Raw genomic sequence first — 26,960 nt, 5'->3', positions numbered from 1 at the left:
CGCCAGTGCAACCCCTTATTATTCCGAGATGTTTCGTGCCTCAACATGACAAAAATAAAGGAAAGAAGGTTCAGGAAAGTACACCAATGTAATCATCAACTAGTTTATCGATTTGGTCTGTTTTATTCCGAGATGTTTCGTGCCTCAACATGACAAAAAAAGGGGAAAGAAAGTTCAGGAAAGTACGCCAATGTAATCCTCAACTAGTTTATCGATTTGGTCTGTATTATACCAAATTGTTTTCGTGCCTCAGCATGAAAAAAAATGAAATGTCAATGTACTATGGAATCTATTTTCATAGATCCTAAATCCTTTCCTCTTAATCCAATTTCACTGCATTTAATCGCAATGAATTGACAATTACAGAAACAGAACTCAAACTCATGGCTGCTGCTGCGATCATCGGGGACATCAAAATCCCAAAGGACGGATATAATATACCGGCTGCAATGGGAATACCGATGACATTGTATAAAAAGGCAAACAATAGGTTTTGCTTGATGTTCCTCAGCATGGATTTACTTAGCTTGAATGCTTTATGCACGCCGATGAGATCTCCTTTAATCAAGGTGATTTCTGCACTCTGGATGGCAACATCCGTTCCAGTGCCCATGGCAATACCCACATCAGCTTGGGTTAAAGCTGGAGCATCGTTGATTCCATCGCCAACCATGATCACCTTTTTACCAGCCTTTTGCAGTTCTTTGATGCCTTTTAGTTTGTCTTCAGGCAATAAACTGCCTTTCGCATGTTCGATACCTGCCTCTTTCGCAACGATATCAGCGGTATTTTGGTTGTCACCGGTAAACATATAGACTTCAACACCCTCTTCCATAAATCTCTTGATTACCTCTATGCTGCTTTTTTTCAAAGCATCAAACGCGGCAACCAAGCCAGCTACTTTTCCATCGATGGCAAGTACGGAAACAGAATTTCCCTTTTTCTGCAATTCCTCAATCTTTTGGAGTTGTTCCTTGCTGACCTCGATATGCTGTTCTTCCATTAACCTTGGCGTACCAAGTAAGGCGGTCATATGGAATATATGGCCTTTGACACCCTTGCCTGAAATGTTTTCAAATTGAGCAACATCTAACAACTGTAAGTCATTTTCTTTGGCTTTATCCGTCATGGCCTGTGCCAGCGGATGGGTACTGTTCTTATTGACAGATGCTGCAATCTGAAGGATGTCATTTTCTGAGAATTTGTCGTTTTCTGAAATGACCTCAGATACGGAAGGTTTTCCTTCTGTAATGGTGCCTGTTTTGTCCACAACCAACACATTGGCTTTTTCAAGTTTTTCCAGTGCTTCTGAGTTTTTGATCAGGATACCATTTTTTGCACCTTTTCCAATCCCCACCATAACAGACATAGGGGTTGCAAGACCTAATGCACAAGGACAGGCAACTATCAATACCGCCAACATATTGGAAAAAGCCATGGCCGTACTATTGGGAACGGAAGATATGTTCCAAAGGATAAAGGTCAAGATTGCAATGGCAATAACGGCAGGGACAAATATTTTGGAAACCTTATCGGTCAGTTTTTGAATTGGGGGTTGACTCCGACTGGCGTTATTTACCAGTTGAATGATTTGAGAAAGGAGAGTTTCAGAACCCACCTTTTCAGCTTTGATCAAAATCTCATGGTTTCCGTTGATAGTTCCACCGATTACCCGATCGTCTTTTGATTTTTCAACGGGAATAGGCTCTCCAGTAATCATGGCTTCGTCAATGGAGGTATTACCTTCAGTTACAATTCCATCTACTGGGACTTTATCTCCCGCTCTTACCCTTAAGATATTCCCTACTTTAACGTCGTGGATCGATATTTTCCTTTCTTTTCCATTTTCAACCAGGATAGCTTCAGCAGGACTTAATTTGATCAATTCCTTAATGGCAGAGTTAGTTTTGGAATGGGCTTTCGCTTCCATCACCTGACCTAATAAGACCAAGGTAAGGATGACCACAACGGATTCGAAATACAGGTGGACTTCTCCATGATGTCCCTTTAGTTCTTCCGGGAAGATCTGCGGGAAGAAAAAGGCCAATAAACTAAAAATAAAGGCTGCTGCAGCACCTAGGCCAATCAGGCTGAACATATTTAAGTTCCAGGTCCTGAAGGAGGTCCATGCTCGTTGGAAAAACATCCAACAGGTATAGAAAACCACCGGTAAAGTTAGGATTAGCTGGATCCAGGCATTGACATGATAGGGGATAACCTGACTGATCGGTTGACCTGGCAGCATATCACCCATGGAAAGGATGAAAACGGGAACAGTACATGCGACAGAAATCCAGAATTTCTTTAGGAGATCCCGATAATGTTGGTCGTCTTCTTCAGTAACCTGATTAGGGACCAGTTCCATTCCACAAATGGGACAGTCTCCTGGATGGTCCTGTACGATTTCTGGATGCATGGGACAGGTATATTCGACCTTCAAGCTGGTGTTAGGGATTTTTTCCAAGTTCATTCCACAAACTGGACAAGATCCAAATTTATCATAGACTTTATCCCCTTCACACATCATTGGACAATAATATTTTCCAGCATTGTTGGCATTTACGGTCGGTTGTGGCTGATGTTGGTGGGAGGGAGCATTGAAGTCCACCTTTTCCACAGGGCGTAAATGCATATTACAAACCGGACATCTGCCGGGTTCATGATAAATCTTGTCCTTACCCTCGCAAAACATAGGACAGATATATTCTCCACTTTCAGATAGCTCAGGCTCATGCGAATGTTGATGATGCATATGCGGGCCTTTTCCTTTTTCCTGGATATGGTAATGTCCACCTAATTCATCCAATTTATTTTGTAGCTCATCCGTTGAAATGGCAGATTTTGATTTGATCTGGGCTTCTCCCTTTTCAAGATTGACGGTAGCTTGTAGCTCCGGAATTTCATTCAGTTTTTTCTCCACATTAGTCCTGCAGCCATTGCAGGTCATTCCGGTCACTGAAAATGTTTTTTCGGTTAGGGCATGACTATCTGGATTTTCCCCTTGATGGATCTGATAATGTCCGCCCAGTTCATTGAGCTTATCTTGAAGGTCGGTAATATGGATAGGTTCGTCGGCTTGTATCTGAGCATCCGCTCTTTCAAGACTTACTTCAGCTTTGATCCCAGGAATCTCATTCAGCTTTTTCTCGACGTTGGTCCTACAGCCATTGCAGGTCATACCCGTTACTTTATATGTGTGATTCTTCATTATGCTATTGATCGTTGTTAATGAATACAAATTTCAGGAGAATTGGGTTTAGAATTGTTACATAATTTCCATTAATAGTTATAAAATTATGTAGAATTTGCAGGAAGATCCGTAAATTCATAGAAACCTAAAACGAATGAGCATTTCAAGAAGAGAATTTATTTATAAGTCAGCTTTGCTATTTCCTGCCTTGCACTTATCATCATTATATGGTAGGACGAATAAACAATCTACCCTGCGTGTTGGCGCTATTGGTATCAAGGGGATGGGTTGGTCAGATTTAAGTTCGATCCTAAAGGTATCCAATGTAAGTTGCACGGCAATCTGTGATGTGGATGATGCTGTAATTCAGGAAAGGCAGAAACAATTGGAAGCTTTAGGTCAAAAACCTAAGGTTTATAAAGATTATAAAGCTTTATTGAAAGATCCTGAGGTCGATGCAGTCATAATCGGTACGCCTGATCATTGGCATTGCCTGATGTTGGTGGATGCCTGTAAAGCTGGAAAGGCAGTTTATGTGGAGAAGCCCATTGGGAATTCCATTGTGGAGTGTAATGCCATGCTAGCCGCCAAAGAAAAGTATAACAACATTGTACAGGTAGGACAATGGCAACGATCGCAGAAACACTTTAAGGATGCCATTGAATTTGTGCATTCAGGGAAATTAGGGAAGGTACGTTTAGTGAAAGCTTGGGCTTACTTAGGTTGGAAAAAGCGGGTGCCGGTTGAGCCTGATGGACCAGTTCCAGCAGGTGTAGATTATAAATCTTGGTTAGGTCCTGCTAAGACAAGACCATTCAATCCGAACCGTTTCCATTATAATTTTAGGTGGTACTGGGATTATGCAGGAGGTCTGATGACCGACTGGGGAGTCCATCTATTGGATTATGCGCTATTGGGGATGAAGGTTTCAGATCCGAATTCCATCATGGCAGCAGGAGGAAAATTTGCTTATCCTGATGATGCAGGTGATACCCCCGACACCTTGACTACAGTCTATGAATTTGATGGATTCAATATCCAATGGGAACATGCAACCAGTATTTCAGGAGGACCCTACAGTCGTGAACACGGTATTGCCTTTATAGGGAACAATGGTACTTTGGTGTTGGATAGAAATGGCTGGGAAGTGATTCCAGAGATGGATAGGATGGAGGCTGTTCCATATCAGAAGAAAGTAGACAATGGACTGGATCTGCACATGCAGAATTTTGTGGAAGCAATCCGGACCAAAAATGGAAATATTTTAAATGCTCCCTTAGAGGTAGGAAGTCATATCGCTAAATTCTCCCAAATGGGAAACATTGCCTATAGAACAGGGAAAAAGATCTATTGGGAAAAAGATAAACAACGATTTAAAGAAGCTGAAGCCAATAAATTGTTGGCAGCGGGCTACCATAACGGCTTTAAGATACCTCAGGTTTAAATGATGGGGTATAGGGAAGATTTAGGATTGATGGAATAATTTTCTTTCATGGTTTTGAAGAAACGAGTATTCATCTGATTATCTTCCAAAATAAAGGGCACAAAAACTTGGTTATTATGAACGCTGAGTTCATAATAACCAAATAATATCTGATTGTTCTTCTGAACAGATTTAACCGCACGGACTTGTTGAACATCCTTTAGCAGATTAAAAGAAACCCTATTTCCACTTAGCCATTCAATCATCACATCATTGGTGTTTGGATTGAACCAGATCCTTTGATCCTTGGCATATTTCAATTGATTGTTCAAGAGAAATAGTTGGCTCATGAGATAGAGACTGATCGGAAGCATGAAAAGGATAATCTTGACCTTCATGGCCAGTACGATCGTGATAATAAAGAGAACAACCCCAATACCTACACTGAACAGGGTGTTCTTGATGGTCCTTTGGATAATGGGGGCACCACTTTCCACTAGGAAAAAGCCTTGCTTATTGCTTTTTTGAACAGCAGTAGATTTGCCCTTCATCATCACTCTTCGCGACAGAAAGTAAATCAATATACCGACAAGGATTACAATAAGAAGGATTTTGTTCATGATTAATATTGTTCAGATTCGTTAGGGTATTCTTGTGCTTTTACGTCAGCCACGTATTGCTTCACGGCTTTGTTGATCTCTTCATTTAAATTTAGGTACTGTCTCAAGAATTTAGGTTTAAACTCTTGCGTAATACCCAGCATATCATTAACAACCAATACTTGGCCATCGCAAAGATTACCTGCTCCAATCCCGATAGTCGGGATGTCCAACATTTTAGAAACTTCGCCTGCTAAAGCTGCAGGGATCTTTTCCAGAACGACGGCAAAACATCCTGCTTCTTGAAGGGCTAAGGCATCTTCCTTTAATTTTGCGGCTTCAGCATCTTCTTTTGCACGGACACCAAAATCACCAAATTTATAGATGGATTGAGGGGTCAAGCCTAAGTGTCCACAAACCGGAATTCCAGATTGTACGATTTTCTTGATGTTATCAATGATTTCGGTTCCGCCTTCTAATTTGATGGCATGTACACCGGATTCTTTCATCATCCTGACCGCTGCTTTGTAAGCATCTTCAGTAGCACCTTGATATTCACCGAAAGGGAGATCGGCAATGACCATGGAGCGTTTAGCTGCTCTAGCTACCGCTGAAGCATGATAGATCATATTGTCAAGCGTAATAGGCAGTGTGGTTTCAAAACCTGCGAAAACATTGGCCGCTGAATCGCCAACCAACAGAATATCAACACCGGCATCATCTAAGATTCTTGCGGTTGAATAATCATAAGAAGTAAGCATACTGATTTTCTCACCTCTGTTTTTCATATCGCGAATAATAGATGTTGTAATTCGCTTGATTACTTTATTTACTGACATGTTAGATTGCTTTTAATGCAAAAGTAGGCATTTTTGTAGGAGTATCAACCTGAATGTTAACCTATTGCTTAAACTACGCTGAATTATAGAAAATTAGCAATAATTCTTATTTTTGCGGTTATGGCTCAACAAGAGAAAAATCTATTTAAATACCCGAAATTCAACGAACTGATTATACACGAGGATGACAACCTCATTGTTATCAATAAACCACCCTTTGTGGCCTCATTGGATGCAAGGGGGGGAGATGAGGTGAATATCCTTCGCTTGGCGAAAAACTATTTTCCAGATGCGCAGGTCTGTCATCGACTCGACAAGGACACGTCTGGTGTTCTCCTGATCGCAAAAAATCCAGAAACCTATAGGCTCATGTCGATAGAGTTCGAAAAACGTAGGGTCGATAAAACCTATCATGCCATTATTGGAGGGACCCATGTTTTTGAAGATCTGGTCGTGGACTTACCGATCCTGAACCAAGGAAATAAGAATGTGACCATTGATCGCTATAATGGTAAACCAGCCGAGACGATTTTCAATAGTATCCAATATTTCAAGCATTTCACCTTGGTGGAATGTAAACCAATTACAGGTAGGATGCACCAAATCCGTATCCATCTTGCTACCCAGCATGCTGCCATCGTAGGCGATGCGATGTACCGCGGGAAGCCTGTATATCTTTCCCAAATCAAGAAGAGAGGATTTACCCTTTCCAAGGATCAAGAGGAATTGCCGATCATGAAGCGTTTTGCTCTGCATTCCAAGGCAGTTAAGTTTACTTTGGATGGTAAAGAATATGCTTTTGAGGCAGAATATCCGAAAGATTTTGCTACTTTGTTGAAACAGTTGGAGAAATTTGATTCATAATCATGGCCGAAAAGAAAAACAACACAAAAAATATTTTATCCTGGGTCCTTATTATTGTTTTGGCAATTTTGGTGTTGACACCAACGACCAGAACAGCCATACAAAGAGGATTAATGAAAATAGGTCTTTTTAATCCCTCAGTTCCAAAACAAACGGCTGCTGAACCTTCCGCAACCCCAATGGTGATGACGGAAACAGTAACCCTATCTGATGATGCCGGAAAAAGGATTCAAACCCATGAACTTCAGGGGAAAGTAGTCTTTATCAATTTTTGGGCTACTTGGTGTGGTCCTTGTCGTGCGGAAATGCCATCTATCCAAAAACTATATGATAAGTATAAGGATAACGATAAGGTTGTGTTTATGCTAGTAGAGATTGAGCATAATGCAGATGGCGCGAAGGCGTTTATGGAAAAGGAGAAGTTGAATATGCCCATATATTATCCTGAAAGTGAGATACCAACAACTTGGTTAAGTGGGGCTATTCCTTCCACGGTTGTTCTGAATAAACAAGGAGCCCTTGCTTTTGACCATAAGGGCATGGCAGACTATTCGACAAAAGAGTTTGAGGATTTCATGATCTCATTAATAAATCAGTAATATATAATGACCAAGCAAGAGCTAATAGACAATATTAAAAGAAAGAAAAGCTTTTTATGTGTAGGATTGGATACCGATATCACGAAAATTCCAGAACATCTCTTAGATGAGGAGGATCCAATTTTTACATTCAATAAAGCTATCGTTGAAGCCACTGCAGACCTTTGTGTAGCATATAAGCCGAATATTGCTTTTTATGAGAGTTATGGCGTGAGAGGTTGGGAATCCCTGCGTAAGACCTGTGAGATCTTGCCAAAGGATTGTTTCAGTATTGCGGATGCCAAGAGAGGCGATATAGGCAATACCTCCAAGATGTATGCACAGGCCTTTTTCAATCCGGAATCTTCGGGGTTGGATTTTGATTCCATTACCATTGCTCCTTATATGGGAGAGGATTCGGTTACTCCATTTCTTGATTTTGAGGGTAAGTGGGCGATTGTGCTGGCATTGACTTCCAATCAAGGTAGTTTGGACTTTCAGAATTTCCAGAATGAGGCGGGAAAGCAATTATTTGAGGAAGTCATCGACAAGGTAAATACTTGGGGGAGTTCGGAGAATCTGATGTATGTTGTTGGAGCTACACGTGGGGAAGCCTTCACTAAAATTAGGGAGCATGCTCCTGATCATTTCCTGTTGGTTCCAGGTGTTGGAGCGCAAGGAGGATCTTTAGCTGATGTGTGCCAGTATGGAATGAATAAAGACTGTGGTCTTTTGGTCAATAGTACTCGTGGAATCATCTACGCTTCGAAAGGTAGAGACTTTGCTGAGAAAGCTCGTGAGGAGGCCGTGCTATTGCAGAAAGAAATGCAAGAGCAACTTGAAATCCATGGAGTTATCTAGGTTTATCTGAATTATTAAATAAAATTAATATAGTAGTCTTTTCTCAAAAGGCTATAAAAACTTTCATGATCGTTGGAATTTCGACGAAAACATGAAAGTTTTTTTAAATTCTGAATCTTTGGCATAATAATTTGTGGAGATGCAGGGATAATGAGTTTTATGAATAAAGTAAAGTCATCCCATTTGTTGGGTTTGCTTGCAGGGGTCGCCTGTTTGAGCAGTTGTAGTTCAGTATATTTGCCCAATGTTCCAGCCACACCGATGTTTAATAACAAAGGAGAAGGTTATATTGCGGCACATGTTAACCCAAAAGGGAACTTAAGCGGTAACCTCGGTGTTGCATTTACAGACCACCTTGCCGTTATCGGAAATGGCTCCTATATCAATTACCATTCGGACAATAATGATTTCAAACAATATCTTTATGAAGGTGGATTAGGCTATTACACGGTAGTTGGAAAAGCTAAGCGAAGTGTACTGGAATTCTATGGGGGTTATGGCGTAGGAGCGACAACCGATATTGATAAAAGGGCGAGTACCACAGGGGCCGATCCAGTGGAAACCCGAGACCTCGACTTCAACAAAATCTTCGTTCAGGCAAATTTTTCGTCCACAAGAAAAAACAAGATTAATCTTTTTGGCAAGAAGAGAACTCTAAACTATGGAACAGCCATTCGCTTGAGCCGTATTAAGATGGATCGATTTGAGCTCAATGGGGTTGCTTCACAGTTGGAAGAGAATGTGTATATAGAGCCTGTTTTCTTTACGAGGTTGGAATTGAATAAAGGGTTTCAAATCCAATATACCAATGGTTGGAATATTGGTCTGATGGACAATCAGTATTTAAAACCTGGAAATGCTGTTTTTACACTTGGTTTGATTTATAATTTTGGAAGAAAGTAATAGAATATGAGAAAATTAATAGGAATAGTGTCCGTTCTGGCAATCCTGATGTTGTCTGGATGCCAAGTAAACAAAAAAGCCCAAATAAAGGCTTTGGCGGATTGCGAATATGATGTAGAGTCGGTTGATCAGGTGAAGTTCAATGGCAAGAATTTGGAGTCTTTCAAAGGAGCAGATGGGAACTATAATATGTCCTCGATTGCAGGACTGGCGGTAGCTCTGTTCAGCAAGGAACTTCCCTTGGAAGGTAAGGTGAATCTAAAAGTTACCAATCCGGAAGCTCAAAAAGCTGCTTTTAACTCTTTCAAATATGTCATCGAAATCCAGAATTCTCCTCTGTTTGAGGGTACGGTAGATCAGAATGTAAGTTTGACCCAAGGGCAAAGCACCATTGTTCCAATGACATTCAAAGCCAATATCTTTAATAAAGCCAAAGAAAATGGCTTTGAGAAGTTCTTCGATGAACTCCTGAACAAGAAATCTGAAGGCTTTATGGTCCTGAAGATCAAACCTTCCATCCGTATCGCCGGACAGAATATTTATTATCCATCCTATATCACCGTCGATAAGAATTTTGGCAGTAAGATATTTAAGTTGTTTAAATAACAAAAAAGGGGCAAATGAAATTTGCCCCTTTTTTGTTATTTGGATTTGAGATGTGAGATATGAGTATTGAGATGTATAAATTCGCCAGCAGGGGTGGGATCTTTGTGAAAAGGAATAGCGATTAAGGGATAACCCACAGCGTGGGTGAAATATTTTTCAGTAAATCCTCTTAATATGGGAATAAAGCAATAAAAAATAGTTTCCTCATCTTACGATAGCGGAATGACAACGATTCTTAAATAAAAAAATAGATTCTTCCTTACTTTTGAAGCCCAAAAGTAACCAAAAGGCTTCGGCTCATTTAAGGTGGCTTTTCGCTCGAGCTCCCCCCACATGAAAAGAATGCCTTGTTGTCGGGAATATCTTCCTTCAAAATTCTCCTTGTCGATGGAGAATTTTTTGAAAGCATTCCAAGGTCAATCCCATCGCACAGGTCATCGGCATTCTTTCCATTTTTCCACCACTGGAAATGAGCCGGAGGCTAAAGGACTTCCTGCGGAAGGAGAAATGTATGTGGAAATTGGGAACCACTAGCGGGGGTGAAATCTTTGTAGAAAGGCATGGCGATTAAGGGATAACCCACAGCGTGGGTGAAATATTTTTCAGTAAATCCTCTTAATGTGGGCATAAAGCAATGAAAAATAGTTTCCTCATCTTACGATAGCGGAATGACAACAATCTTTAAAAAAAATAAATAAATAGATTCTTCGTTTCATTCTGAATCCCTCTCAGGAATATCCAATTCTGAACGGTGAGTGAAGAATCAGTCCGTAAATATCCCACAACGTGCTTGTCATCATCCATCGAAGATGGATGACCTGTTCGCCAACACCATAATGATTCTAATGTTCCGAGATGTTTCGTTCCTGCCAATGATAAGTTTGATCGAACTGTGTTTCTAGGAATTTAGGCCTATAATTATTATTCAGAAGAATTTTTTTTATCCGCCATACCTCCCCAGAGGGGATGAATTATTTTAGTATGGATGGTAAACAATTTAGGGCTAATGCAAAAACGATGTTCGATTAATCGAACATCGTTTTTGCGCAACTTCCAGGCTAACGTGCCATGCCAGCTAAAATAATGGAACCCCGAAAGGGGTTCTATATTTAAAAAATTAAAGAGCTAATTAATTTTCATTGACAACTTGCTGTCATTACCTTCCAATAAATTTACCTCAAATTTTTACTTCTCAACATAACAGCAACACTTAACTTTCAATTGTATGGATAGCTAAACTACGCCAAGGAATTCTTTAAATTCTCCTTGTACATATCGTAGGTGTATACATTGTATGGTAGGAGTTTGTAAGCCAAATATTTTGAAACCAAGCAGCAAACGATCAATGGAATGATTAAGCTGTATCCATTAGGCACGATATTGCAAATCAAGAAAATGGACGTAAAGGGCGCATAAATAGCTGCTGAAAGAGCTGATCCGGCTCCTATAAGTGCGAAATTGATTGGACTAACCTCCATGTGAAGGAAAGTTTGGCAGAAAATTGCGACTAGCAGGCCTAAGAAGGCACCAACAATAATGCTTGGTGCGAATACCCCTCCGTCTCCTCCAGCACCTAAGGTAAGGGAGGAAGCCAATGGTTTCAATAATACAAGCAGGAACAAATAACCTATGGAATTAGATTCTGCATGAAGGACTTCATTTAAACCATGGTAGCTATCTCCGAATAGAACTGGAAAGAAGAAGATTAGAATTCCGACCGTAATAGCGCCTAAGTTGACACGTATAAAGTTGTTGTTTATATTTCCGAAGAAAGTCTTGATCCTGATCATCAATAAGGTGAATCCTACAGCGAACAAGGCACCAAGAAGGCTTAAGAGTAAAAAGAATGGAGTAGCTTGCCATTTCCATTCCACGATCTGCGTAGGGATGATCCGTTCATTTCCTAAACCATAAATAAATAATGCTGCAACCAAGGTTGAAGCTAGGCAGCTGATCAAAATGGTAGGTTTGAATTTTCTGCTGATGGCCTCAATTCCGAAGAGCAATCCCGCCAAAGGACTGGAAAACAATATGGCAACCCCTGCAGCCGAGGCTGCGCAGATGAGTTCTCTTTTATAGAGTTTAGCCGAAAAATTTTTCTTGTACACTTCATTTCCAATGGTAGCCGTAGAAACCACTGTAGAAACTTCAATTCCGGTTGAACCGCCAAAGATTACGGTCAGGAATCCATTGATGAAGTGGGATGGAATCTTAAATAAGGGCAAGTGGTCTTTCCTAAGGTCCAAGGTTTTATAGATTTCAGTCATTCCCTTGTTTTTTCTTCCTTGAAAAGCATATTTTCTGAGGAAGTAGATGATGGTGATACCGATTGAAGGAAGGATGATGAATAGATAAGGGTTGGTTTCAGAGACAAAATTGAACATATGATGTTCGGTCTTTTCTGTAATAAAGCGTAAGGAAACTGCTAGTATGGAACTCAATAATCCTACAATTAAAGAAATGGCAAAGAGCTTGAAATAATTTTGATGAATGACTTTTTTTCTATTCATTTTGGATAGTGAATTTAAACTTGACGCCGGGAATATGCGCAATTGAACCTAAATCGAGGGTCAAGTGGGAGAATGCGACAAATTTAAGTTATTTGAAGAAAAAATGTGTTGCTGTAACGCGTAATGTTACAGTTTATTAATCATTTTTCGAGCGTAAGTGCTTTGCCTTTATGTGCAGCGATATGGTCGGTCTTACTGCTCTTGATTTCATATTGTGGGTCCTGCGGGCTTGCTCGATGGGTATAGCCTTTATAATCGAAATCGCTAGTATGGATTTTGATGATGGTACCTGAAACCCGACCTGCTTCAGAATTCCAACTGACGAGGTCACCAATTTTGAACTTTGTGTCCATGATAATAGGTTCTTGTTTATGATGAATAATTTAATTTCCCGTCTACAATGCTGGCTGCGGTGGTATATGGATGTTCCTGAGCTTTGCCAATAGCCATGATATGATAGACTTGCCATCCTCGTATCTTCAGATAATCGGAAACTAAAGATCGATGGCATCTCCACCAAACTGCCTCTGAGCACATAAAGACTGTTTTTTGTTCCGTTGCCATAACTTCTAATTCAATAATTCCCTGTTTAAACTCATCTGATTCCATATAATCGGCATAGCCGCGAAAGGAAGGGTTTCTCCAAGCGTTATTATGACTGTCCTTGTGAGCGGGTCTACGACCGGTCAAAGAGCGCATGTGGATGTATTTGATTCCATGGTTTTCTAAGGAGACCTTGAGTGCATCCTGATTGAATTGCGGGTATTTACGAGAGCCAGGCAATTTTCTTATATCGACAAGCAGATCAATATCAAAGGAATCCAGCATATCCAAAAACTCTTGGATGGGGTGGGTCGAATGCCCAATGCTGTATATGATCTTAGACCGTTCCATTGTTTTGATTGAAAGCAACTAAGTATTTATCTATATAGAGTGGTTTTTCTTTTGATTTGTATTGCTGAATAAAGCGAGGGTGTTCAAGGACTGTCAGTTTATCAAATAGGTTGGCTTCCTGATTGAGTTTATGAATGAATTGGGCATTCTTTTTTCCTAAAATAAAGACCTCATCTTGGTAAAGACCTAATTCAATATGTTTTTTTAGGGATTCGATCATGAAATCTTTAACCGCAAGGAAGAGTTTGGGGTCATCATAGTAATTGGCATTTAGGAATTGGCCAGGTTTAACTTCACGGATTATGGCCAATGGGAAAGGGGAGTTGATATAGAATTCTCTGTAAAACTCGGCTGCTCCGCCAAATTCTTCGATCATATCGTACATAAAGACGGAGGATATTTCATGCGTGCGTGCAGAAGTCATTTTTATACCGCATGCCGATTCCAGTCTTTTAGTGTCCGTGAAGGGGACACCTGTAACGCCGGCGCCATGTCTACTGGGATTGATTCCGATCAGGAATTTTCGCGGATTGTTGTCGCCATAATATTGATTGTAGAATTTCCGCATGACTTCCAAGGTCTCCGGATTGTCCATAAAGGGGTTCATTACAAAAAATCCCTCGGGTAATTTGCCTGTATATTGAAGCCTTTGGTTGAAGTCAATTACTTTATCTGCAAAATTCATTTGACAAATGGATTTGGTTTCCTATTGCTTCATTAAAGGTACGAAAAAGCTGGGTTTAATTTCCTTTATCTCTATTGAAAGTGTATCCAACCGTCCATTCGATGAAATCGGCCTTGCCCATATGCGCTTTGATGGAAACCCCTGCATTGATGTTTTTATAGACATAATAGCGTGCACCCGCTCTTAAGAACACGCGTCTGATTTCGCCGTTGAAGCGTTGGTTGTGCAAGTAATAGCCCACATTGCCATTGAGAACCAGTTTTTCATTCAGGATATGGGCCACATAGAAGGAGGGGCCACCTGATAATTTAGAACTTAACTTTCCAGATTTGTCCCCCGCTATTTCGGAATCATTTCCTGATGAGGAATAGAAGAGGTCAAATCCTCCACCCAGCCTCCATTTATAAGAAACATGTCTACTGGCATAAAGGCTCAAAGTAGATTTAAAGAATCTTTCATCAGATTCATTCTTTAATTGTTTGAATCCTACACCATAATTAACATGGTAAAGGATCTTTTTGGAATAGGGTTTAAGTACAGAATCTCGATTGATCTTGATGTCAGGATTAAATTGATAGTTTACCGAAACAGTTAAAGGCACCAAGTTTACACCTTTGTTTGGCAATCGGAGTGCTCCATTGGAGAAATGATGGAATGCCAATCCAACACCAGCTTTCCAATGTGGATTGATTTTATATTGGGTTCTGATCCCTAAGTCAATAAACACGTTGTTTTTTGATCCTATGACTAGATTCAATGGGTTTTCATTTTCGTTGTAAGGCTTGAAATTTCCGGAAAGACCAAGGCCAATGCGGTAATCATAGCTCCAGCGGCTATCTTCTTTTGGGGCAATCGGGGTTTGGACAAAGCCATAAATAGCGAAAGGGCTACCTAAGATATCGGTATTGAAGGTGCTGGAATATAGACCGATACCATAAGTTGGGTAGTTGTATATTTGATAATATTGATCTTTTTTAGCGCGCTGTTTCCAACCGATCTTAAAGTTTAATCCATTGTAGTAAGCACCTTCATAGGTTGAAGATTTAAGGCCTTTTTGAGCGAGGATACCTCCGTTTTCAGTTTCTAGTTCCAGGATCAACGGACTCTTTTTGATTTCCTCTTTGATTTGCGTTATTTGGCTGTTGGCCAAAAAGGGTAGAAGCGTAAATAAGATAAGTATAGTGTGCTTAATCACAGAATAATAATTATGGATTATACATAAGTCGACAAAAATAGTAATAACTTTGTGCCTTAAAACGAGTTCAGTGTCATTTTTGTTTCAAATGATCTTGCTGAAAAAAATTAGCTAACGTGTCAAACTTTATCCTCATTATATTTTGCCTAGCCGCTGGGATAATAAGTAGAAGATTTAATTGGGTTGCAAAGGATGGATATAAAGCCTTGAATGCATGGGTTTTGTATTTCGGATTGCCTGCAATTTCCTTTAATTATCTGCCAAAGTTGAGCTGGGACAATAATTTGCTGTTCACGATGTTGGGACCAGTTTTGGTGTTGACGGGGTCCTTGATTTTCTTTTATATCCTGGAAAAAGTGACCCGTATTTCCAAAAGAACTTCCCATACCTTGATGTTGATCGCTGGATTGAGCAATACTTCTTTTGTTGGCTTTCCTCTGATAACAGCTTATTTCGGTGCGAATGCCCTGCCAATAGGGATCGTAAGTGATCAGATGACCTTTTTCTTGCTGTCTACCGTTGGGGTGGTGGTCGCCATGAAAGGGAGTTTAAAGAAGAAAAATACCGTTGATTTCAGTTTTATTTTGAAAAGGGTATTTACATTCCCTCCATTGATAGGATGTTTATTGGCTTTAACCTTGGGAAGGATGGTAGACCTAAGCAGTTTAGATGATTTCTTTAGGATTTTAGGATCTACGGTTTCTCCAATTGCCCTGTTTTCAATCGGCCTTCAACTGAACTTTGGAATTGTAAAGAGTGAAATTCCCAATATTACCTATGCTTTGGTTTATAAACTGATTTTCGCGCCGGCAATCGTAATCCTTGTAGCCTTCATGATGGGACTAAAAGGGGAGATTGTCCAGGTTTCTATATTTGAGATGGCAATGCCTAGTTTGGTGGCTACCAGTATTATATTAAGTCAGTTTAAGTTGAATTCGAAGGTGGGAAACAGTGTCATTGGGATGAGTATTCCCTTGGGACTTTTGAGTACTTACTTCTGGTATCAAGTCCTTATTACATTCCTAATGTAACCTAAATGTTATTGAAATATTTCTAGAATTGCTTATCTTTATTGAAATAATTTCATTGAAATTCGAATTGATTTTAAGTTTTTACATACTATAACTATTTATGAGGAGAGTTTTATTCTTTGCCTTGTTGGCAGGGATACAAATGTCTAATGCGCAAGAAAAACACGAGCGTTACACACAAAAGATAGAAGGGACAAGTTTAGAATTCACGATGGAAGCGATTCCTGGAGGAGAATTTAACATGGGAAGTGCGAAGTCGTCTAATGCGGATGAGAAACCTGTTCATAAAGTGAAGTTAGATCCATTTTGGATGGGAACCTATGAAGTAACTTGGAATATTTTCGAGCCATTTTTATATAAAGATTACGAGATCACCAAGTCTACGGATGGAAAAGTACCAACAGCTGTTGATGCGGTGACTAGGCCTACAAAGCCATATCTGGATATGACTTTTGGTTTTGGCAAGGACGGTCAACCGGCCTTGGCAATGACCCATTATAATGCTATACAGTTCTGTAAATGGTTATATGTAAGGACGGGTGTTTTTTATAGATTACCGACGGAAGCGGAATGGGAATATGCTGCAAGGGCAGGTTCTGAAACTGAATACTTCTTTGCAGATGATGCAGCGCAGCTAGCTGACTATGCAGTATTCAAGGATAATTCATCTGGTAAAACGGCAAAAGTTGGAACGAAAAAAGCGAACCCTTGGGGTTTATATGATATTTTAGGAAACGTTTCGGAGTGGACCTATGATCAGTATGATGCTGATTTTTATAAAACTTTGGAAGGTAAGGTGTCGGAAAATCCGGTCAATGTTCCGACCAAGTTATATCCTCATTCAGTACGTGGCGGTTCATTTGAAAGTGAAGCTACCGATATGCGTTCTGCGGCAAGAGGGGCGTCAGACCCGATTTGGAAACAATTAGACCCACAGATTCCAAAATCAAACTGGTGGTTTCCGGAAGCTCCTTTCGTAGGGATGCGTTTAGTACGTCCGGTTAAACAACCTAGTCATGAGGAGATTATGGCGTATTATGATAAGGCGCCATTGAAGGATTTTTAATTAACTTAAACCGTATAATACTCAATTTAAATCTAATTTCATGGAAAGTTTAAAACGTAGGGATTTCATAAAATCTTCTTCTGCCCTAGTGGGTGCTGCTGCCTTAACGGGTAGTTCAGTGAGCAGTGTATTCGCTGCAGGTTCTGACGTTATTAAAATTGCATTAATTGGATGTGGTGGTCGTGGAACTGGAGCAACATTTGATGCTTTTGCTTCAGGTCAAAATATCAAATTAGTGGCAATGGCCGACGCATTTAAAGACAACCTAGATTCTACTTATGATACACTTAAGGAGAAGTTTGGGGATAAGGTTGATGTGCCAGATAGCCGTAAATATGTAGGTTTTGATGGCTATAAAGCTGCAATCAAAGATGCTGATGTCGTTTTATTAACGACTCCTCCAGGATTCAGGCCAATTCATTTTGAAGAGGCTGTAAAGCAAGGAAAACACGTTTTCATGGAAAAAGCAGTGGCTGCTGATATTCCAGGAGTTCGCAAGGTCTTGGAAGTAGCAAAAATTGCGAAACAAAAGAAATTAAACGTTGTGGTAGGTTTGCAAAGACGCTACCAAACAAACTATAGAGAAGCAATCAAGCGTATTCACGATGGTGCTATCGGAGATGTGGTTTCAGGTCAGGTATATTGGAACAGTGGTGGTGTTTGGGTAAGACCTCGTAAACCGAATCAAACTGAGATGGAGTACCAAATGCGTAACTGGTATTATTTTAACTGGTTATGTGGTGACCATATTGTTGAGCAACACGTGCATAATATCGATATTGCAAACTGGGTAAAACAAAAATATCCTGTTTCTATCCAAGGAACCGGAAGTAGAGCCCATAGAACTGGAAAAGAGTATGGGGAGATCTATGACAACTTCGCTATTGAGTTGACCTATGATGACGGATCAGTGGTATACAGCCAATGTCGTCACTTTGAAGGGATCTCGAATAGAGTAGATGAGACCTTCCAAGCTACTAAAGGTAGAGTTTATTTATCGGCTGGAAACCAAGCTGTTTTATATGGTCCAGATGGTAAAGAAATCTATCGTCACGATCCAAAAGGTAATCCTAATCCTTACCAGCAAGAGCATAAAGAATTGTTTGAAGCCATTGCTAAAGGAGAATATAAATTTGAAGATGCCGAATACGGTGCATATAGCTCGTTGACCGGTATTATCGGAAGGATCGCATGTTATACTGGAAAAGTGATCAAGTGGGATGAGGCTATTCAATCCAATATCAGCTTGATGCCTGATCAGTTCACTTGGGATGCAAAACCAAAGGTATTGCCTAATGCAGATGGATTCTATCCTGTTGCAGTTCCAGGACATGATGTAGAGAAATACATTTAATAGTGATAAAACTCTGTAATTTTATCATTATGATATTAATTGGTTGCTGTGCCTATGGGCAGCAACCAATTTCTGCTTTACAGAAACACGAACTTTACGGACGGGCGCAAGGCACAACCTATACCATCAGTTATTACGCTCCAACAGCTTCAATTACACAATCTTCCATTGACAGCATATTTGCGGTCATTGATCAATCCATGTCCCTTTATAAAAAGGATTCCCAAATTTCAAGGTTTAATGATCCCAATACGGACAAAATGAAATTGGATCCTCATATGTTAAAAGTGATGAAGGAATCTTTCAGGGTATATAAAGACTCGAAAGGCTTATTTGATGTCACGGTGATGCCATTGGTTTCCTTATGGGGATTTGGACCAAAGGAAGTCGTTGATATCCCAGATACAGCGACCATCCGGGAAACGATGGAGCATGTCGGGATGGATAAACTCCGCTTATCGGGAAAAACCTTGAAAAAGAAGGTCCCAAAGGTGGAGGTTGATCTGAATGGAATTGCACAAGGCTACACTGTTGATGTTTTACATGACTTTCTCCTAAAAAAGAAAATAGCAAGTTTTATTGTAGAAGTGGGGGGAGAGATCAGGGCTTATGGGACAAAACCTGATAATAGCACTTTTAAGGTGTTGGTCCAAAGACCCGAGCAAGCTATTGGAGGTTCGGATCATATTCTGGAATTAAGAAACAAAGCGGTCACGACTTCAGGGAGTTATGAGAAGTTTCGTAAAGTAAAAGATTACAGGTTTTCACATCATATGGATCCCAAAACAGGGTTTCCGATTAAATCACAGATTATATCAGTAACAGTGGTTGCGAATACCGCAATGGAGGCGGATGCCTATGATAATGTGTTCATTGCGATGAAACCAGAGGACGCGATTTCATTTGCGAATTCCAAAAATATAATTGATATTTATTTAATGTATTTGGAGGAAGGGACAGTGAAAGAGGCCCAATCTGCTGGATTCAAGAAGTATTTGCTAACCGATTAAATACTTAAAATTTAAACTTATACCTAAATGAAACGTTCGGATTTTTTAAAAAACAGTTCCCTTTTGGTTGGAGCTTCATTATTCTCTAATGGGCTTTCTGCCAATGATCAATCTCAAAAACCTATGGAATCGAAATCAGCCAATCAACCATTCAAATTAAACTATGCGCCGCACCAAGGGATGTTCAGTGCAACGGCAGGAAAGAATTTCCTTGATGAAATTCAATACATGTATGACTTAGGCTTCAGAGGAATTGAAGACAATGGTATGCCAGGTCGTTCGGTTGATGAACAAAAGAAAATAGGTGATTTGCTAGCTAAGTTAGGGATGACGATGGGTGTATTTGTGGTGCCCAAAGGTGGTAATGGCGCCAATTCATTAGCTGCTGGAAAACAGGAGTTTGTGGATGTGTTTTTAAAGGGATGCAGAGAGTCTGTAGAAATTGCGAAACGTTGTCATGCAAAACATGTGACTGTGGTACCGGGAGATTACGTCAGAAACCTTCCAATTGGTGTACAGACTGCGAATGTTGTAGAAGGATTGAGAAAAGGAGCGGAAATATTTGAACCGCATGGCATTACCATGGTATTGGAACCATTGAGTGATACACCAGACCTGTTCTTAAGATTTACCGACCAAACCTATGAAATCTGTAAAGCTGTTAATAGCCCATCATGTAAGATTCTTTATGATGTATACCACCAACAAAAAAATGAAGGGAATTTAATTCCGATGATGGATTTATGTTGGAGTGAAATCGGTTATATCCAAGTTGGGGACAACCCGGGAAGAAGGGAGCCGACAACTGGAGAAATCAATTATAAGAACCTATTTAAATGGTTGTACGAGAAGGGGTATAAAGGTGTGGTTGGAATGGAGCACGGTATGTCCAAGTCAGGTAAAGAAGGTGAAGAAACCTTGGTTAAAGCCTATAGGGAGGTTGATTCCTTCTAATGCTAAAGGGATTTAGTATTGAAACAAATTCGTGATTATATTTTGTTATTAGCATATTATCTCTATCTTTAAATTCAAGATTTTAGTAAACCTTTTAGAATGTCTTCATCAATTAAATTTAAACTCTCTTTCATGATGTTCCTCGAATTTTTTATTTGGGGAGCTTGGTTCGTTACGCTCGGAACATTTTTAGGAAACAATTTAAAAGCGTCAGGCTTGGAGATCGCAAATGTGTTCTCTACACAGTCATGGGGAGCTATTATAGCTCCATTTATCATCGGAATGATTGCAGACCGATATTTCAATGCAGAAAGAATCCTTGGTATTCTTCACTTAGTTGGGGCATTCCTGATGTACCAACTTTATCAGAGTGATTCCATCGGATCTTTCTTCCCTTATGTTCTAGGCTATATGATCCTGTATATGCCAACACTATCATTAGTGAATTCCGTATCATTTAGACAGATGAAGAATCCTGAAAAGGAATTCTCATTTATTCGTATTTGGGGTACTATCGGGTGGATTATCGCTGGACTGTCTATCAGTTACCTATTTAAATGGGATAGCCCAGAAGGCTTACAAGAAGGCCTGTTGAAAAACACCTTTATGATGTCAGCAATTGCTTCTTTGGTATTGGGTGTCTTCTCATTTACTCTACCGAAAACTCCACCAGTGAAAGCTGGAAACAGTGGTGAGAAAGAAAGTATTTCTAAGATCTTAGGATTGGATGCCATCAAGTTATTGAAAGATCGTAACTTCTTGGTGTTCTTTATCTGTTCCATCTTGATCTGTATTCCATTGGCGTTTTATTACCAATATGCGAATCCATTCTTAACCGAGATCGGTTTAGCGAATGCAACAGGTAAAATGACAATCGGTCAGATTTCAGAAGCACTTTGTTTATTGTTATTGCCTGTATTCTTCACAAGATTTGGTTTTAAGAATACCATTTTGTTGGGTATGTTGGCTTGGGTAATTCGTTATGTATTGTTCGCATATGGCAATGCAGGTGAGATGACCTTTATGCTATTGATCGGTATTGCATTGCACGGGATCTGTTATGACTTTTTCTTTGTATCAGGTCAGATCTATACAGATTCTAAAGCTGGAAAAGATAATAAGAGTGCGGCTCAAGGATTGATTACATTGGCAACCTATGGAGTAGGCCAATTGATCGGATTCTGGGTAGCAGGTTATGTGAGTGACATGTATGTGAATATCAAAGCTTCGGATTTAGCTTTGTTCTGGAATAAATTATGGATAGTTCCTGCAGGAATTGCATTTGTGGTGATGATCATCTTCATGCTATTCTTCAAGAAGGAAACTATTCAGACACAAGTAGAAAACTAATTAAAATTTAAAAGATAATGGTGGAAAATAATGTATATGATGCTATTGTTATCGGATCTGGAATCAGTGGTGGCTGGGCAGCCAAGGAACTTACTGAGAAAGGCCTGAAAACAATCATGCTAGAGCGTGGCCGCAATGTGGAGCACGTGAAAGATTATCATGCCAATAAAGACGCATGGGAATATCCACACCGTGGCGGTAGAACAGTGCAGATGGAGAAGGATTACCCTGTTTTAAAACGTGATTACCCATTGAACGAGAAAAACTTAGATTTCTGGGTCAATGAAAAAGAAAGTCCATACACAGAAGTGAAACGCTTTGACTGGTTTAGGGGATATCATGTTGGAGGACGTTCGTTGATGTGGGGTCGCCAGAGCTACCGTTTAGGGGATCTGGATTTTGAAGCAAACTTGAAAGATGGCCATGGAGTAGATTGGCCAATCCGTTATAAAGATATCGCTCCTTGGTATAGCTATGCTGAGAAATGGGCAGGTATTTCCGGTAACCGTGATGGTCTGGATGTACTGCCTGATGGAGATTTCTTGCCAGCGATGGATTTTAATATCGTTGAGAAAGACCTAGCTGAGCGTTTGAAGAAAGAATATGGTGGTAATCGTCACTTCATTATGGGACGTACTGCCAATATTACCAAACCACATACTGGACGTATCAACTGTCAATACCAAAATCAATGTTGGTTGGGATGTAACTTTGGAGGTTACTTCAGTACACAGTCTTCTACATTGCCTCCAGCAATGAAGACCGGTAATCTGACGTTGAGACCATTCTCTATCGTAACGAAGATCATCTATGACAAAGACACCAAAAAAGCAAAAGGTGTGGAGATAGTTGATGCTGAAACAAATAAAACCTATGAATTCTTTGCAAAAGTAATCTTCGTATGTGCTTCTGCATTTAACTCGACATGGGTGTTGATGAACTCAGCTACTGATGTTTGGGAAGGTGGATTGGGAAGTAGCAGTGGTGAATTGGGTCACAATGCAATGGATCACCATTTCCGTTTAGGAGCTGGTGGTAGGGTTGAAGGTTATGAAGACAAATACTTCTTCGGAAGACGTCCAACAGGCCTTTATGTACCTCGATTTGTAAATATCCCTAGTGACACCAAGAAACGTGATTATGTACGTGGATTTGGTTATCAGGGTTCAGGAAGCCGTGGCCGTTGGTCTGGTGAGATTGCAGAGATGCAAGTTGGTGGTGCATGGAAAGATGCATTATGCGAACCTGGAAACTGGAGCGTTGGATTTACAGCATTCGGTGAAATCCTTCCTTATCATGAAAATAAAATCTCATTGGATAAGACTGTCAAAGATAAATGGGGCTTACCTGTATTGTCGATGGACATGGAAATCAAGGACAATGAGCAAAAAATGCGCAAGGACATGACCGAAGAGATGAAGGAAATGTTGGAGAAAATCGGCGTTAAAGACGTAAATACTTATGACGGCGGGTATAATTTCGGTATGGGTATCCACGAAATGGGAACTGCAAGAATGGGTAGAGATCCGAAGTCTTCGGTATTGAATGGAAATAACCAAGTATGGGATGCATTGAACGTATTTGTTACTGACGGTGCTGCCATGACTTCTGCAGGATGTGTGAATCCTTCATTGACTTATATGGCCTTGACTGCAAGAGCTGTAGATTTTGCTGTAAGTGAGCTGAAAAAAGGTAATTTATAACAAACTAAACCCAATAATATGAGTAAGAATAATTCAAGAAGAGATTTTATTAAGAATTCTGCGATAGCAGCTGCTGGTATCAGCATCGTGCCTAGACACGTATTAGGTGGTACTGGATTTACTGCTCCTAGTGATAAATTAGTTGTTGCGGGTATCGGTGTAGGTGGAAAAGGTGAGAGTGACATCAAATCATTCCACGATTCAGGAAAAGCGGATATTGCTTTCCTTTGTGACGTGGATGACCGTAGAGCTGCCAATTCAAGAAAGCGTTTTCCAAAAGCTAAATATTATAAAGATTACCGCGAGATGTTGGACAAAGAGCACAAGAACATTGATGCTGTTTCTGTTTCAACTCCGGATCATAACCACGCTATCCAAGCTTTAGCTGCGATGCAGTTAGGTAAGCACGTATATGTTCAGAAGCCATTGGCACACGATGTATGGGAAGCAAGGGTTCTAACGGATGCTGCCAAAAAATACAAAGTCGTTACGCAAATGGGTAACCAAGGTGCATCGAATGATGGTCCTAGACAGGCACGTGAGTGGTATGAAGCAGGTCTAATCGGTAATGTTCATACAGTTTACTGTTGGACCGACCGTCCGGTATGGCCTCAAGGTATTTCTTGGCCTACGCAAAAGGCTAATGTACCTGCAGAACTGAACTGGGATCTTTGGTTAGGAACTGCTCCTCAAAAGGATTTTGTAGATAAATTGGTTCCATTCAACTGGAGAGGTTGGTGGGATTACGGTACTGGTGCACTAGGAGATATGGGATGTCACCTATTAGAAGTTCCATTTAGCGTCCTAGGTCTTACTTATGTACAAGATGTTCAAGCGTCTGTAGGTTCAGTTTATGTGGATGAGTTCAAACGTGGATACTTCCCAGAAAGCTGTCCTCCATCTTCTCATGCAACCATGACTTTCCCGAAAGCTGCTAGAACGACAGGACCTGTAACCTTGCACTGGATGGACGGTGGTATTCAACCTGCCCGTCCTGAAGAATTAGGACCTAACGAAATTTTCGGTGATGGTGGTAATGGTATCTTATTGATCGGTGATAAAGGAAAAATCTTAGCTGATACTTACGGTGAGAACGCAAGATTACTTCCTACTTCCAGAAAAGAAAACGTAGCATTGAAATATGAGCGTGTACCAGGAGCTGCAGGTGGTCACTATGCACAATGGGTAGAAGCTTGTATCGCAGGATATGGCAAGAAAGAAGTGAGTGCTCCATTCGAAATCTCAGGACCATTGACTGAGGCGCTATTAATGGCTAACTTAGCTATCCGTGGTGCTGATTTACGTGTAGATGGAAGATATCCAGGACGTAGCTTGAAGCTATTATGGGATAACGAAAATATGAAAGTTACTAACTTTGACGTGGTTAATCAGTTTGTAAAACGTAACTATCGCCAAGGTTGGGATGTTAAATACACAATTTAATTAAAGAACAATGAATAGAAGAGAGGCATTAAAAAACGTTGCATTCATCGTTGGGGGTTCTGTAATCGGTGCGAACTTGTTCTTACAAGGTTGTACTAGACCTGCTTCGAAAGAAGTTGCATCCTTATTCGAAGGTGATACACCTGATTTTTTGGGTGAATTAGCCGAAGCTATTCTTCCTAAAACCTCCACTCCAGGCGCGAAAGAGGCTGGAGTTGGTCAGTTTATCCCAGTGATGATCCGCGATTGCTATGAAGAGAAAGATCAGAAAGCCTTTATGGATGGTCTGAACGGAGTAGATGAGCGTGCTCAGAAAGAATTCAAAAAAGGATTCGCAGAGCTGTCAGCTGAAGAGAAACTACAATTTGTAAATAATTACGATAAAGAAGCCAATGAATATCAAAGCAACAAAAAAGAAGGCGATGCAAATCACTTCTTCACTATGTTGAAACAGTTGACATTGACTGGTTACTTTACTTCCGAAGTAGGAATGAAACAAGCATTGCGCTTTGTAAAGATCCCTGGAAAATTTGATGGTAATTATCCATACAAAAAAGGAGATAAAGCTTGGGCTTTATAGTCACAGCTAAAGCATATAAAATCCCCCGATCGAAATCGGGGGATTTTTTATGATATTTATTTGGTCAATCGCATCAGGAAATGTATCCTGCCATCCTTCTGGATGCTGAATACTTTGTCCTCAAATTCCTTGATTTCTATTTCATCTCCGTAATTCAATTCTTTCAGGAAATTCATTTCTAAGCGGCTAAAGGAGCCTTTTAGGATAGCTTTGGGATCCATGGCATCAAAGCACCACTCCATATATTTGACGTTATTGGCATGGTTTACAATGTCTAGGTCGGACAATTTCACCCGATAATCACTCAATAGTTGGAAATCCACGTTGCCATCAATTTTCTCAACAGCATTTTTGGTAGGGATTTTATCCCGAAAAAATTCCATGTGATCAGTGCTCAGGGCAAAGGTATCTGCTCTTCGGGTTCTGATGTTAAATACTACCCATAAACTGCTGGCACTAATCAATACTTGATCACCAAGCCATAATTCAAAATTACGGATGGAACGGCTTCCTGTAAAATCTTGGATCCAGGTCCGGATCTTCACGGTCTGAGTATACTTTGGCAAACTGTCTATTTCAATCAGCATCCTGCTCAACACCCATGACTGCCTCACATCAAACATAGCTTTATAGCCAAAGCCTAAGTTCTCAGCATGTTCACTTGCCGTAATCTGTAAAATGTTGTTTAATTCACTATATTTCAACTGCCCGTTAGGATAACATTGGGTGAAGTTCAATGTCCATTCCTTTTCAAATATGCCCATTTATATGTGTTCTGAAATCTAATGCAAATGTAACTAATTTAATATTCTGCCCTAAAATCTTGCTGAAATATATATTAATTTATAAATTGACGTTAACCTTTTAAACCTCTTAATTAGATTGACGAATGACTGGAACATTAATTGAAAAAGAAGACGTAGATAAATTTAGAATTATCCCCGCCGAGACTGATAAAACAACCCAATTTTCAAACAAACTACAAGGTGCTGTGCGCTTGGGCAATGAATTCAAATCGAAGACTACTATCGTTTTCAATACTGAAGACGGTCCGAAACGCATTGAAACAACTGTGTGGTCATTAACCGATAGATATATCCAGATTAAACATGGAATTCTTATTCCATTGAAAGCATTGATTGAAATAGAATATTAACAAAATAGCCAGGTTTAGAATCGAGGTTATTTAATTATTTAGAATTGAAACAAAAAAAAGAGCTGTCCTTGGACAGCTCTTTTTGCATGTAGATTGAAAGAGATGCGTTGCTAGGAAAAAAACAACGCTCTCCGTTCAATTCTTGATGTTACTTAATAATTATCTT

Annotated in this window: 26 protein-coding genes; 17 read left to right on the top strand and 9 right to left on the bottom strand. The window is 40.0% G+C overall.

Features of this window, described 5'->3' with window-relative positions:
* Positions 1-319 precede the first annotated feature (319 nt).
* A complete protein-coding gene (locus tag RT138_RS17910; protein WP_313191755.1) occupies positions 320-3,208 on the bottom strand; it encodes a heavy metal translocating P-type ATPase in 2,889 nt (962 codons plus the stop codon).
* Positions 3,209-3,344: 136 nt separating this feature from the next.
* Between RT138_RS17910 and RT138_RS17905 the strand changes: the two genes are divergently transcribed.
* Positions 3,345-4,634: a Gfo/Idh/MocA family oxidoreductase gene (locus RT138_RS17905; protein WP_313191754.1), complete on the top strand. Its 1,290-nt coding sequence runs from the start codon at positions 3,345-3,347 to the stop codon at positions 4,632-4,634.
* Here the strand turns inward: RT138_RS17905 and RT138_RS17900 are convergent.
* Both RT138_RS17900 and panB read right to left on the bottom strand, forming a co-directional pair.
* Positions 4,631-5,233 (bottom strand): hypothetical protein, encoded by a 603-nt coding sequence (locus RT138_RS17900; protein ID WP_313191753.1) that lies wholly within the window; start codon positions 5,231-5,233, stop codon positions 4,631-4,633. The genes RT138_RS17905 and RT138_RS17900 overlap by 4 nt on opposite strands.
* 2 nt (positions 5,234-5,235) lie before the next feature.
* Positions 5,236-6,051 (bottom strand): 3-methyl-2-oxobutanoate hydroxymethyltransferase, encoded by an 816-nt coding sequence (panB, locus tag RT138_RS17895; protein WP_185213655.1) that lies wholly within the window; start codon positions 6,049-6,051, stop codon positions 5,236-5,238.
* A gap of 120 nt (positions 6,052-6,171) precedes the next feature.
* Between panB and RT138_RS17890 the strand changes: the two genes are divergently transcribed.
* The 6 genes from RT138_RS17890 to RT138_RS17865 all read left to right on the top strand — a co-directional run bounded on the left by RT138_RS17890 (position 6,172) and on the right by RT138_RS17865 (position 10,397).
* Positions 6,172-6,915, top strand: coding sequence for an RluA family pseudouridine synthase (locus tag RT138_RS17890; RefSeq protein WP_313191752.1), 744 nt, complete (start codon positions 6,172-6,174; stop codon positions 6,913-6,915).
* Between the two features lie 2 nt (positions 6,916-6,917).
* On the top strand, positions 6,918-7,514 hold the full coding sequence (locus tag RT138_RS17885) for a TlpA disulfide reductase family protein (protein ID WP_313191751.1): 597 nt from the start codon (positions 6,918-6,920) through the stop codon (positions 7,512-7,514).
* 6 nt (positions 7,515-7,520) lie between these two features.
* Entirely contained in the window at positions 7,521-8,354 is an 834-nt protein-coding gene (gene pyrF, locus RT138_RS17880) for an orotidine-5'-phosphate decarboxylase (RefSeq protein WP_313191750.1), read from the top strand.
* A gap of 159 nt (positions 8,355-8,513) precedes the next feature.
* Positions 8,514-9,257, top strand: a complete 744-nt coding sequence (locus RT138_RS17875) for a hypothetical protein (protein ID WP_313191749.1) — start codon at positions 8,514-8,516, stop codon at positions 9,255-9,257.
* A 6-nt stretch (positions 9,258-9,263) separates the two neighbouring features.
* Positions 9,264-9,863 carry a hypothetical protein gene (locus tag RT138_RS17870; protein WP_254527878.1) on the top strand — a complete coding sequence of 200 codons (600 nt, stop codon included), beginning with the start codon at positions 9,264-9,266 and terminating at the stop codon, positions 9,861-9,863.
* 387 nt (positions 9,864-10,250) lie between these two features.
* A complete protein-coding gene (locus RT138_RS17865; protein WP_313191748.1) occupies positions 10,251-10,397 on the top strand; it encodes a hypothetical protein in 147 nt (48 codons plus the stop codon).
* Positions 10,398-11,101: 704 nt separating this feature from the next.
* Here RT138_RS17865 and RT138_RS17860 read toward each other — a convergent pair.
* The 5 genes from RT138_RS17860 to RT138_RS17840 all read right to left on the bottom strand — a co-directional run bounded on the left by RT138_RS17860 (position 11,102) and on the right by RT138_RS17840 (position 15,147).
* Entirely contained in the window at positions 11,102-12,373 is a 1,272-nt protein-coding gene (locus RT138_RS17860) for a chloride channel protein (RefSeq protein ID WP_313191747.1), read from the bottom strand.
* A gap of 140 nt (positions 12,374-12,513) precedes the next feature.
* Positions 12,514-12,726, bottom strand: a complete 213-nt coding sequence (locus RT138_RS17855) for a DUF2945 domain-containing protein (RefSeq protein ID WP_093097998.1) — start codon at positions 12,724-12,726, stop codon at positions 12,514-12,516.
* A 16-nt stretch (positions 12,727-12,742) separates the two neighbouring features.
* Complete coding sequence (locus tag RT138_RS17850; RefSeq protein ID WP_313191746.1) at positions 12,743-13,267, bottom strand: DUF488 domain-containing protein; 525 nt, start codon at positions 13,265-13,267, stop codon at positions 12,743-12,745.
* A complete protein-coding gene (locus tag RT138_RS17845) occupies positions 13,254-13,952 on the bottom strand; it encodes an SMUG2 DNA glycosylase family protein (RefSeq protein ID WP_313191745.1) in 699 nt (232 codons plus the stop codon). The genes RT138_RS17850 and RT138_RS17845 overlap by 14 nt, the downstream gene beginning before the upstream one ends.
* Before the next feature lie 55 nt (positions 13,953-14,007).
* Complete coding sequence (locus tag RT138_RS17840; protein ID WP_313191744.1) at positions 14,008-15,147, bottom strand: acyloxyacyl hydrolase; 1,140 nt, start codon at positions 15,145-15,147, stop codon at positions 14,008-14,010.
* Positions 15,148-15,263: 116 nt separating this feature from the next.
* Here RT138_RS17840 and RT138_RS17835 point away from each other — a divergent pair, with 116 nt between their 5' ends.
* The 9 genes from RT138_RS17835 (at position 15,264) to RT138_RS17795 (ending at position 25,638) form a co-directional block, all read left to right on the top strand.
* Complete coding sequence (locus RT138_RS17835) at positions 15,264-16,178, top strand: AEC family transporter (protein ID WP_313191743.1); 915 nt, start codon at positions 15,264-15,266, stop codon at positions 16,176-16,178.
* Positions 16,179-16,278: 100 nt separating this feature from the next.
* Positions 16,279-17,244: an SUMF1/EgtB/PvdO family nonheme iron enzyme gene (locus RT138_RS17830; RefSeq protein ID WP_313191742.1), complete on the top strand. Its 966-nt coding sequence runs from the start codon at positions 16,279-16,281 to the stop codon at positions 17,242-17,244.
* Positions 17,245-17,284: 40 nt separating this feature from the next.
* Positions 17,285-18,598: a Gfo/Idh/MocA family oxidoreductase gene (locus tag RT138_RS17825; RefSeq protein WP_313191741.1), complete on the top strand. Its 1,314-nt coding sequence runs from the start codon at positions 17,285-17,287 to the stop codon at positions 18,596-18,598.
* A gap of 29 nt (positions 18,599-18,627) precedes the next feature.
* A complete protein-coding gene (locus RT138_RS17820; protein ID WP_313191740.1) occupies positions 18,628-19,608 on the top strand; it encodes an FAD:protein FMN transferase in 981 nt (326 codons plus the stop codon).
* A 27-nt stretch (positions 19,609-19,635) separates the two neighbouring features.
* Positions 19,636-20,562, top strand: a complete 927-nt coding sequence (locus RT138_RS17815) for a hydroxypyruvate isomerase family protein (protein ID WP_185213669.1) — start codon at positions 19,636-19,638, stop codon at positions 20,560-20,562.
* 99 nt (positions 20,563-20,661) lie between these two features.
* On the top strand, positions 20,662-21,912 hold the full coding sequence (locus RT138_RS17810) for a nucleoside permease (RefSeq protein ID WP_313191739.1): 1,251 nt from the start codon (positions 20,662-20,664) through the stop codon (positions 21,910-21,912).
* 20 nt (positions 21,913-21,932) lie between these two features.
* Positions 21,933-23,615 (top strand): GMC family oxidoreductase, encoded by a 1,683-nt coding sequence (locus RT138_RS17805; protein ID WP_313191756.1) that lies wholly within the window; start codon positions 21,933-21,935, stop codon positions 23,613-23,615.
* Positions 23,616-23,633: 18 nt separating this feature from the next.
* On the top strand, positions 23,634-25,058 hold the full coding sequence (locus tag RT138_RS17800) for a Gfo/Idh/MocA family oxidoreductase (RefSeq protein ID WP_313191738.1): 1,425 nt from the start codon (positions 23,634-23,636) through the stop codon (positions 25,056-25,058).
* A gap of 10 nt (positions 25,059-25,068) precedes the next feature.
* The gene (locus tag RT138_RS17795) at positions 25,069-25,638 is read left to right on the top strand and encodes a gluconate 2-dehydrogenase subunit 3 family protein (RefSeq protein WP_313191737.1); all 570 of its coding nucleotides are present in this window, start codon (positions 25,069-25,071) and stop codon (positions 25,636-25,638) included.
* A gap of 56 nt (positions 25,639-25,694) precedes the next feature.
* Here the strand turns inward: RT138_RS17795 and RT138_RS17790 are convergent, their stop codons facing one another.
* The gene (locus RT138_RS17790) at positions 25,695-26,402 is read right to left on the bottom strand and encodes an acyl-ACP thioesterase domain-containing protein (RefSeq protein ID WP_313191736.1); all 708 of its coding nucleotides are present in this window, start codon (positions 26,400-26,402) and stop codon (positions 25,695-25,697) included.
* Between the two features lie 125 nt (positions 26,403-26,527).
* On the opposite strand from RT138_RS17790, the gene RT138_RS17785 reads away from it, so the two are divergent.
* On the top strand, positions 26,528-26,794 hold the full coding sequence (locus tag RT138_RS17785) for a hypothetical protein (protein ID WP_093097978.1): 267 nt from the start codon (positions 26,528-26,530) through the stop codon (positions 26,792-26,794).
* Positions 26,795-26,960 lie beyond the last annotated feature (166 nt).

It is taken from the genome of Sphingobacterium sp. (genome assembly GCF_032065005.1).
Classification (GTDB): Bacteria; Bacteroidota; Bacteroidia; order Sphingobacteriales; family Sphingobacteriaceae; genus Sphingobacterium.
Note: the sequence above shows the minus strand (reverse complement) of the source record. Positions and strands in the feature narration are given on the sequence as shown.

What these genes read in the sequence shown, in the direction of transcription:
- RT138_RS17910 (WP_313191755.1), bottom strand. Translation starts at nt 3,208, where the DNA reads ATGAAGAATCACACATATAAAGTAACGGGTATGACCTGCAATGGCTGT.
- RT138_RS17905 (WP_313191754.1), top strand. Translation starts at nt 3,345, where the DNA reads ATGAGCATTTCAAGAAGAGAATTTATTTATAAGTCAGCTTTGCTATTT.
- RT138_RS17900 (WP_313191753.1), bottom strand. Translation starts at nt 5,233, where the DNA reads ATGAACAAAATCCTTCTTATTGTAATCCTTGTCGGTATATTGATTTAC.
- panB (WP_185213655.1), bottom strand. Translation starts at nt 6,051, where the DNA reads ATGTCAGTAAATAAAGTAATCAAGCGAATTACAACATCTATTATTCGC.
- RT138_RS17890 (WP_313191752.1), top strand. Translation starts at nt 6,172, where the DNA reads ATGGCTCAACAAGAGAAAAATCTATTTAAATACCCGAAATTCAACGAA.
- RT138_RS17885 (WP_313191751.1), top strand. Translation starts at nt 6,918, where the DNA reads ATGGCCGAAAAGAAAAACAACACAAAAAATATTTTATCCTGGGTCCTT.
- pyrF (WP_313191750.1), top strand. Translation starts at nt 7,521, where the DNA reads ATGACCAAGCAAGAGCTAATAGACAATATTAAAAGAAAGAAAAGCTTT.
- RT138_RS17875 (WP_313191749.1), top strand. Translation starts at nt 8,514, where the DNA reads ATGAATAAAGTAAAGTCATCCCATTTGTTGGGTTTGCTTGCAGGGGTC.
- RT138_RS17870 (WP_254527878.1), top strand. Translation starts at nt 9,264, where the DNA reads ATGAGAAAATTAATAGGAATAGTGTCCGTTCTGGCAATCCTGATGTTG.
- RT138_RS17865 (WP_313191748.1), top strand. Translation starts at nt 10,251, where the DNA reads ATGGAGAATTTTTTGAAAGCATTCCAAGGTCAATCCCATCGCACAGGT.
- RT138_RS17860 (WP_313191747.1), bottom strand. Translation starts at nt 12,373, where the DNA reads ATGAATAGAAAAAAAGTCATTCATCAAAATTATTTCAAGCTCTTTGCC.
- RT138_RS17855 (WP_093097998.1), bottom strand. Translation starts at nt 12,726, where the DNA reads ATGGACACAAAGTTCAAAATTGGTGACCTCGTCAGTTGGAATTCTGAA.
- RT138_RS17850 (WP_313191746.1), bottom strand. Translation starts at nt 13,267, where the DNA reads ATGGAACGGTCTAAGATCATATACAGCATTGGGCATTCGACCCACCCC.
- RT138_RS17845 (WP_313191745.1), bottom strand. Translation starts at nt 13,952, where the DNA reads ATGAATTTTGCAGATAAAGTAATTGACTTCAACCAAAGGCTTCAATAT.
- RT138_RS17830 (WP_313191742.1), top strand. Translation starts at nt 16,279, where the DNA reads ATGAGGAGAGTTTTATTCTTTGCCTTGTTGGCAGGGATACAAATGTCT.
- RT138_RS17825 (WP_313191741.1), top strand. Translation starts at nt 17,285, where the DNA reads ATGGAAAGTTTAAAACGTAGGGATTTCATAAAATCTTCTTCTGCCCTA.
- RT138_RS17820 (WP_313191740.1), top strand. Translation starts at nt 18,628, where the DNA reads ATGATATTAATTGGTTGCTGTGCCTATGGGCAGCAACCAATTTCTGCT.
- RT138_RS17815 (WP_185213669.1), top strand. Translation starts at nt 19,636, where the DNA reads ATGAAACGTTCGGATTTTTTAAAAAACAGTTCCCTTTTGGTTGGAGCT.
- RT138_RS17810 (WP_313191739.1), top strand. Translation starts at nt 20,662, where the DNA reads ATGTCTTCATCAATTAAATTTAAACTCTCTTTCATGATGTTCCTCGAA.
- RT138_RS17800 (WP_313191738.1), top strand. Translation starts at nt 23,634, where the DNA reads ATGAGTAAGAATAATTCAAGAAGAGATTTTATTAAGAATTCTGCGATA.
- RT138_RS17795 (WP_313191737.1), top strand. Translation starts at nt 25,069, where the DNA reads ATGAATAGAAGAGAGGCATTAAAAAACGTTGCATTCATCGTTGGGGGT.
- RT138_RS17790 (WP_313191736.1), bottom strand. Translation starts at nt 26,402, where the DNA reads ATGGGCATATTTGAAAAGGAATGGACATTGAACTTCACCCAATGTTAT.
- RT138_RS17785 (WP_093097978.1), top strand. Translation starts at nt 26,528, where the DNA reads ATGACTGGAACATTAATTGAAAAAGAAGACGTAGATAAATTTAGAATT.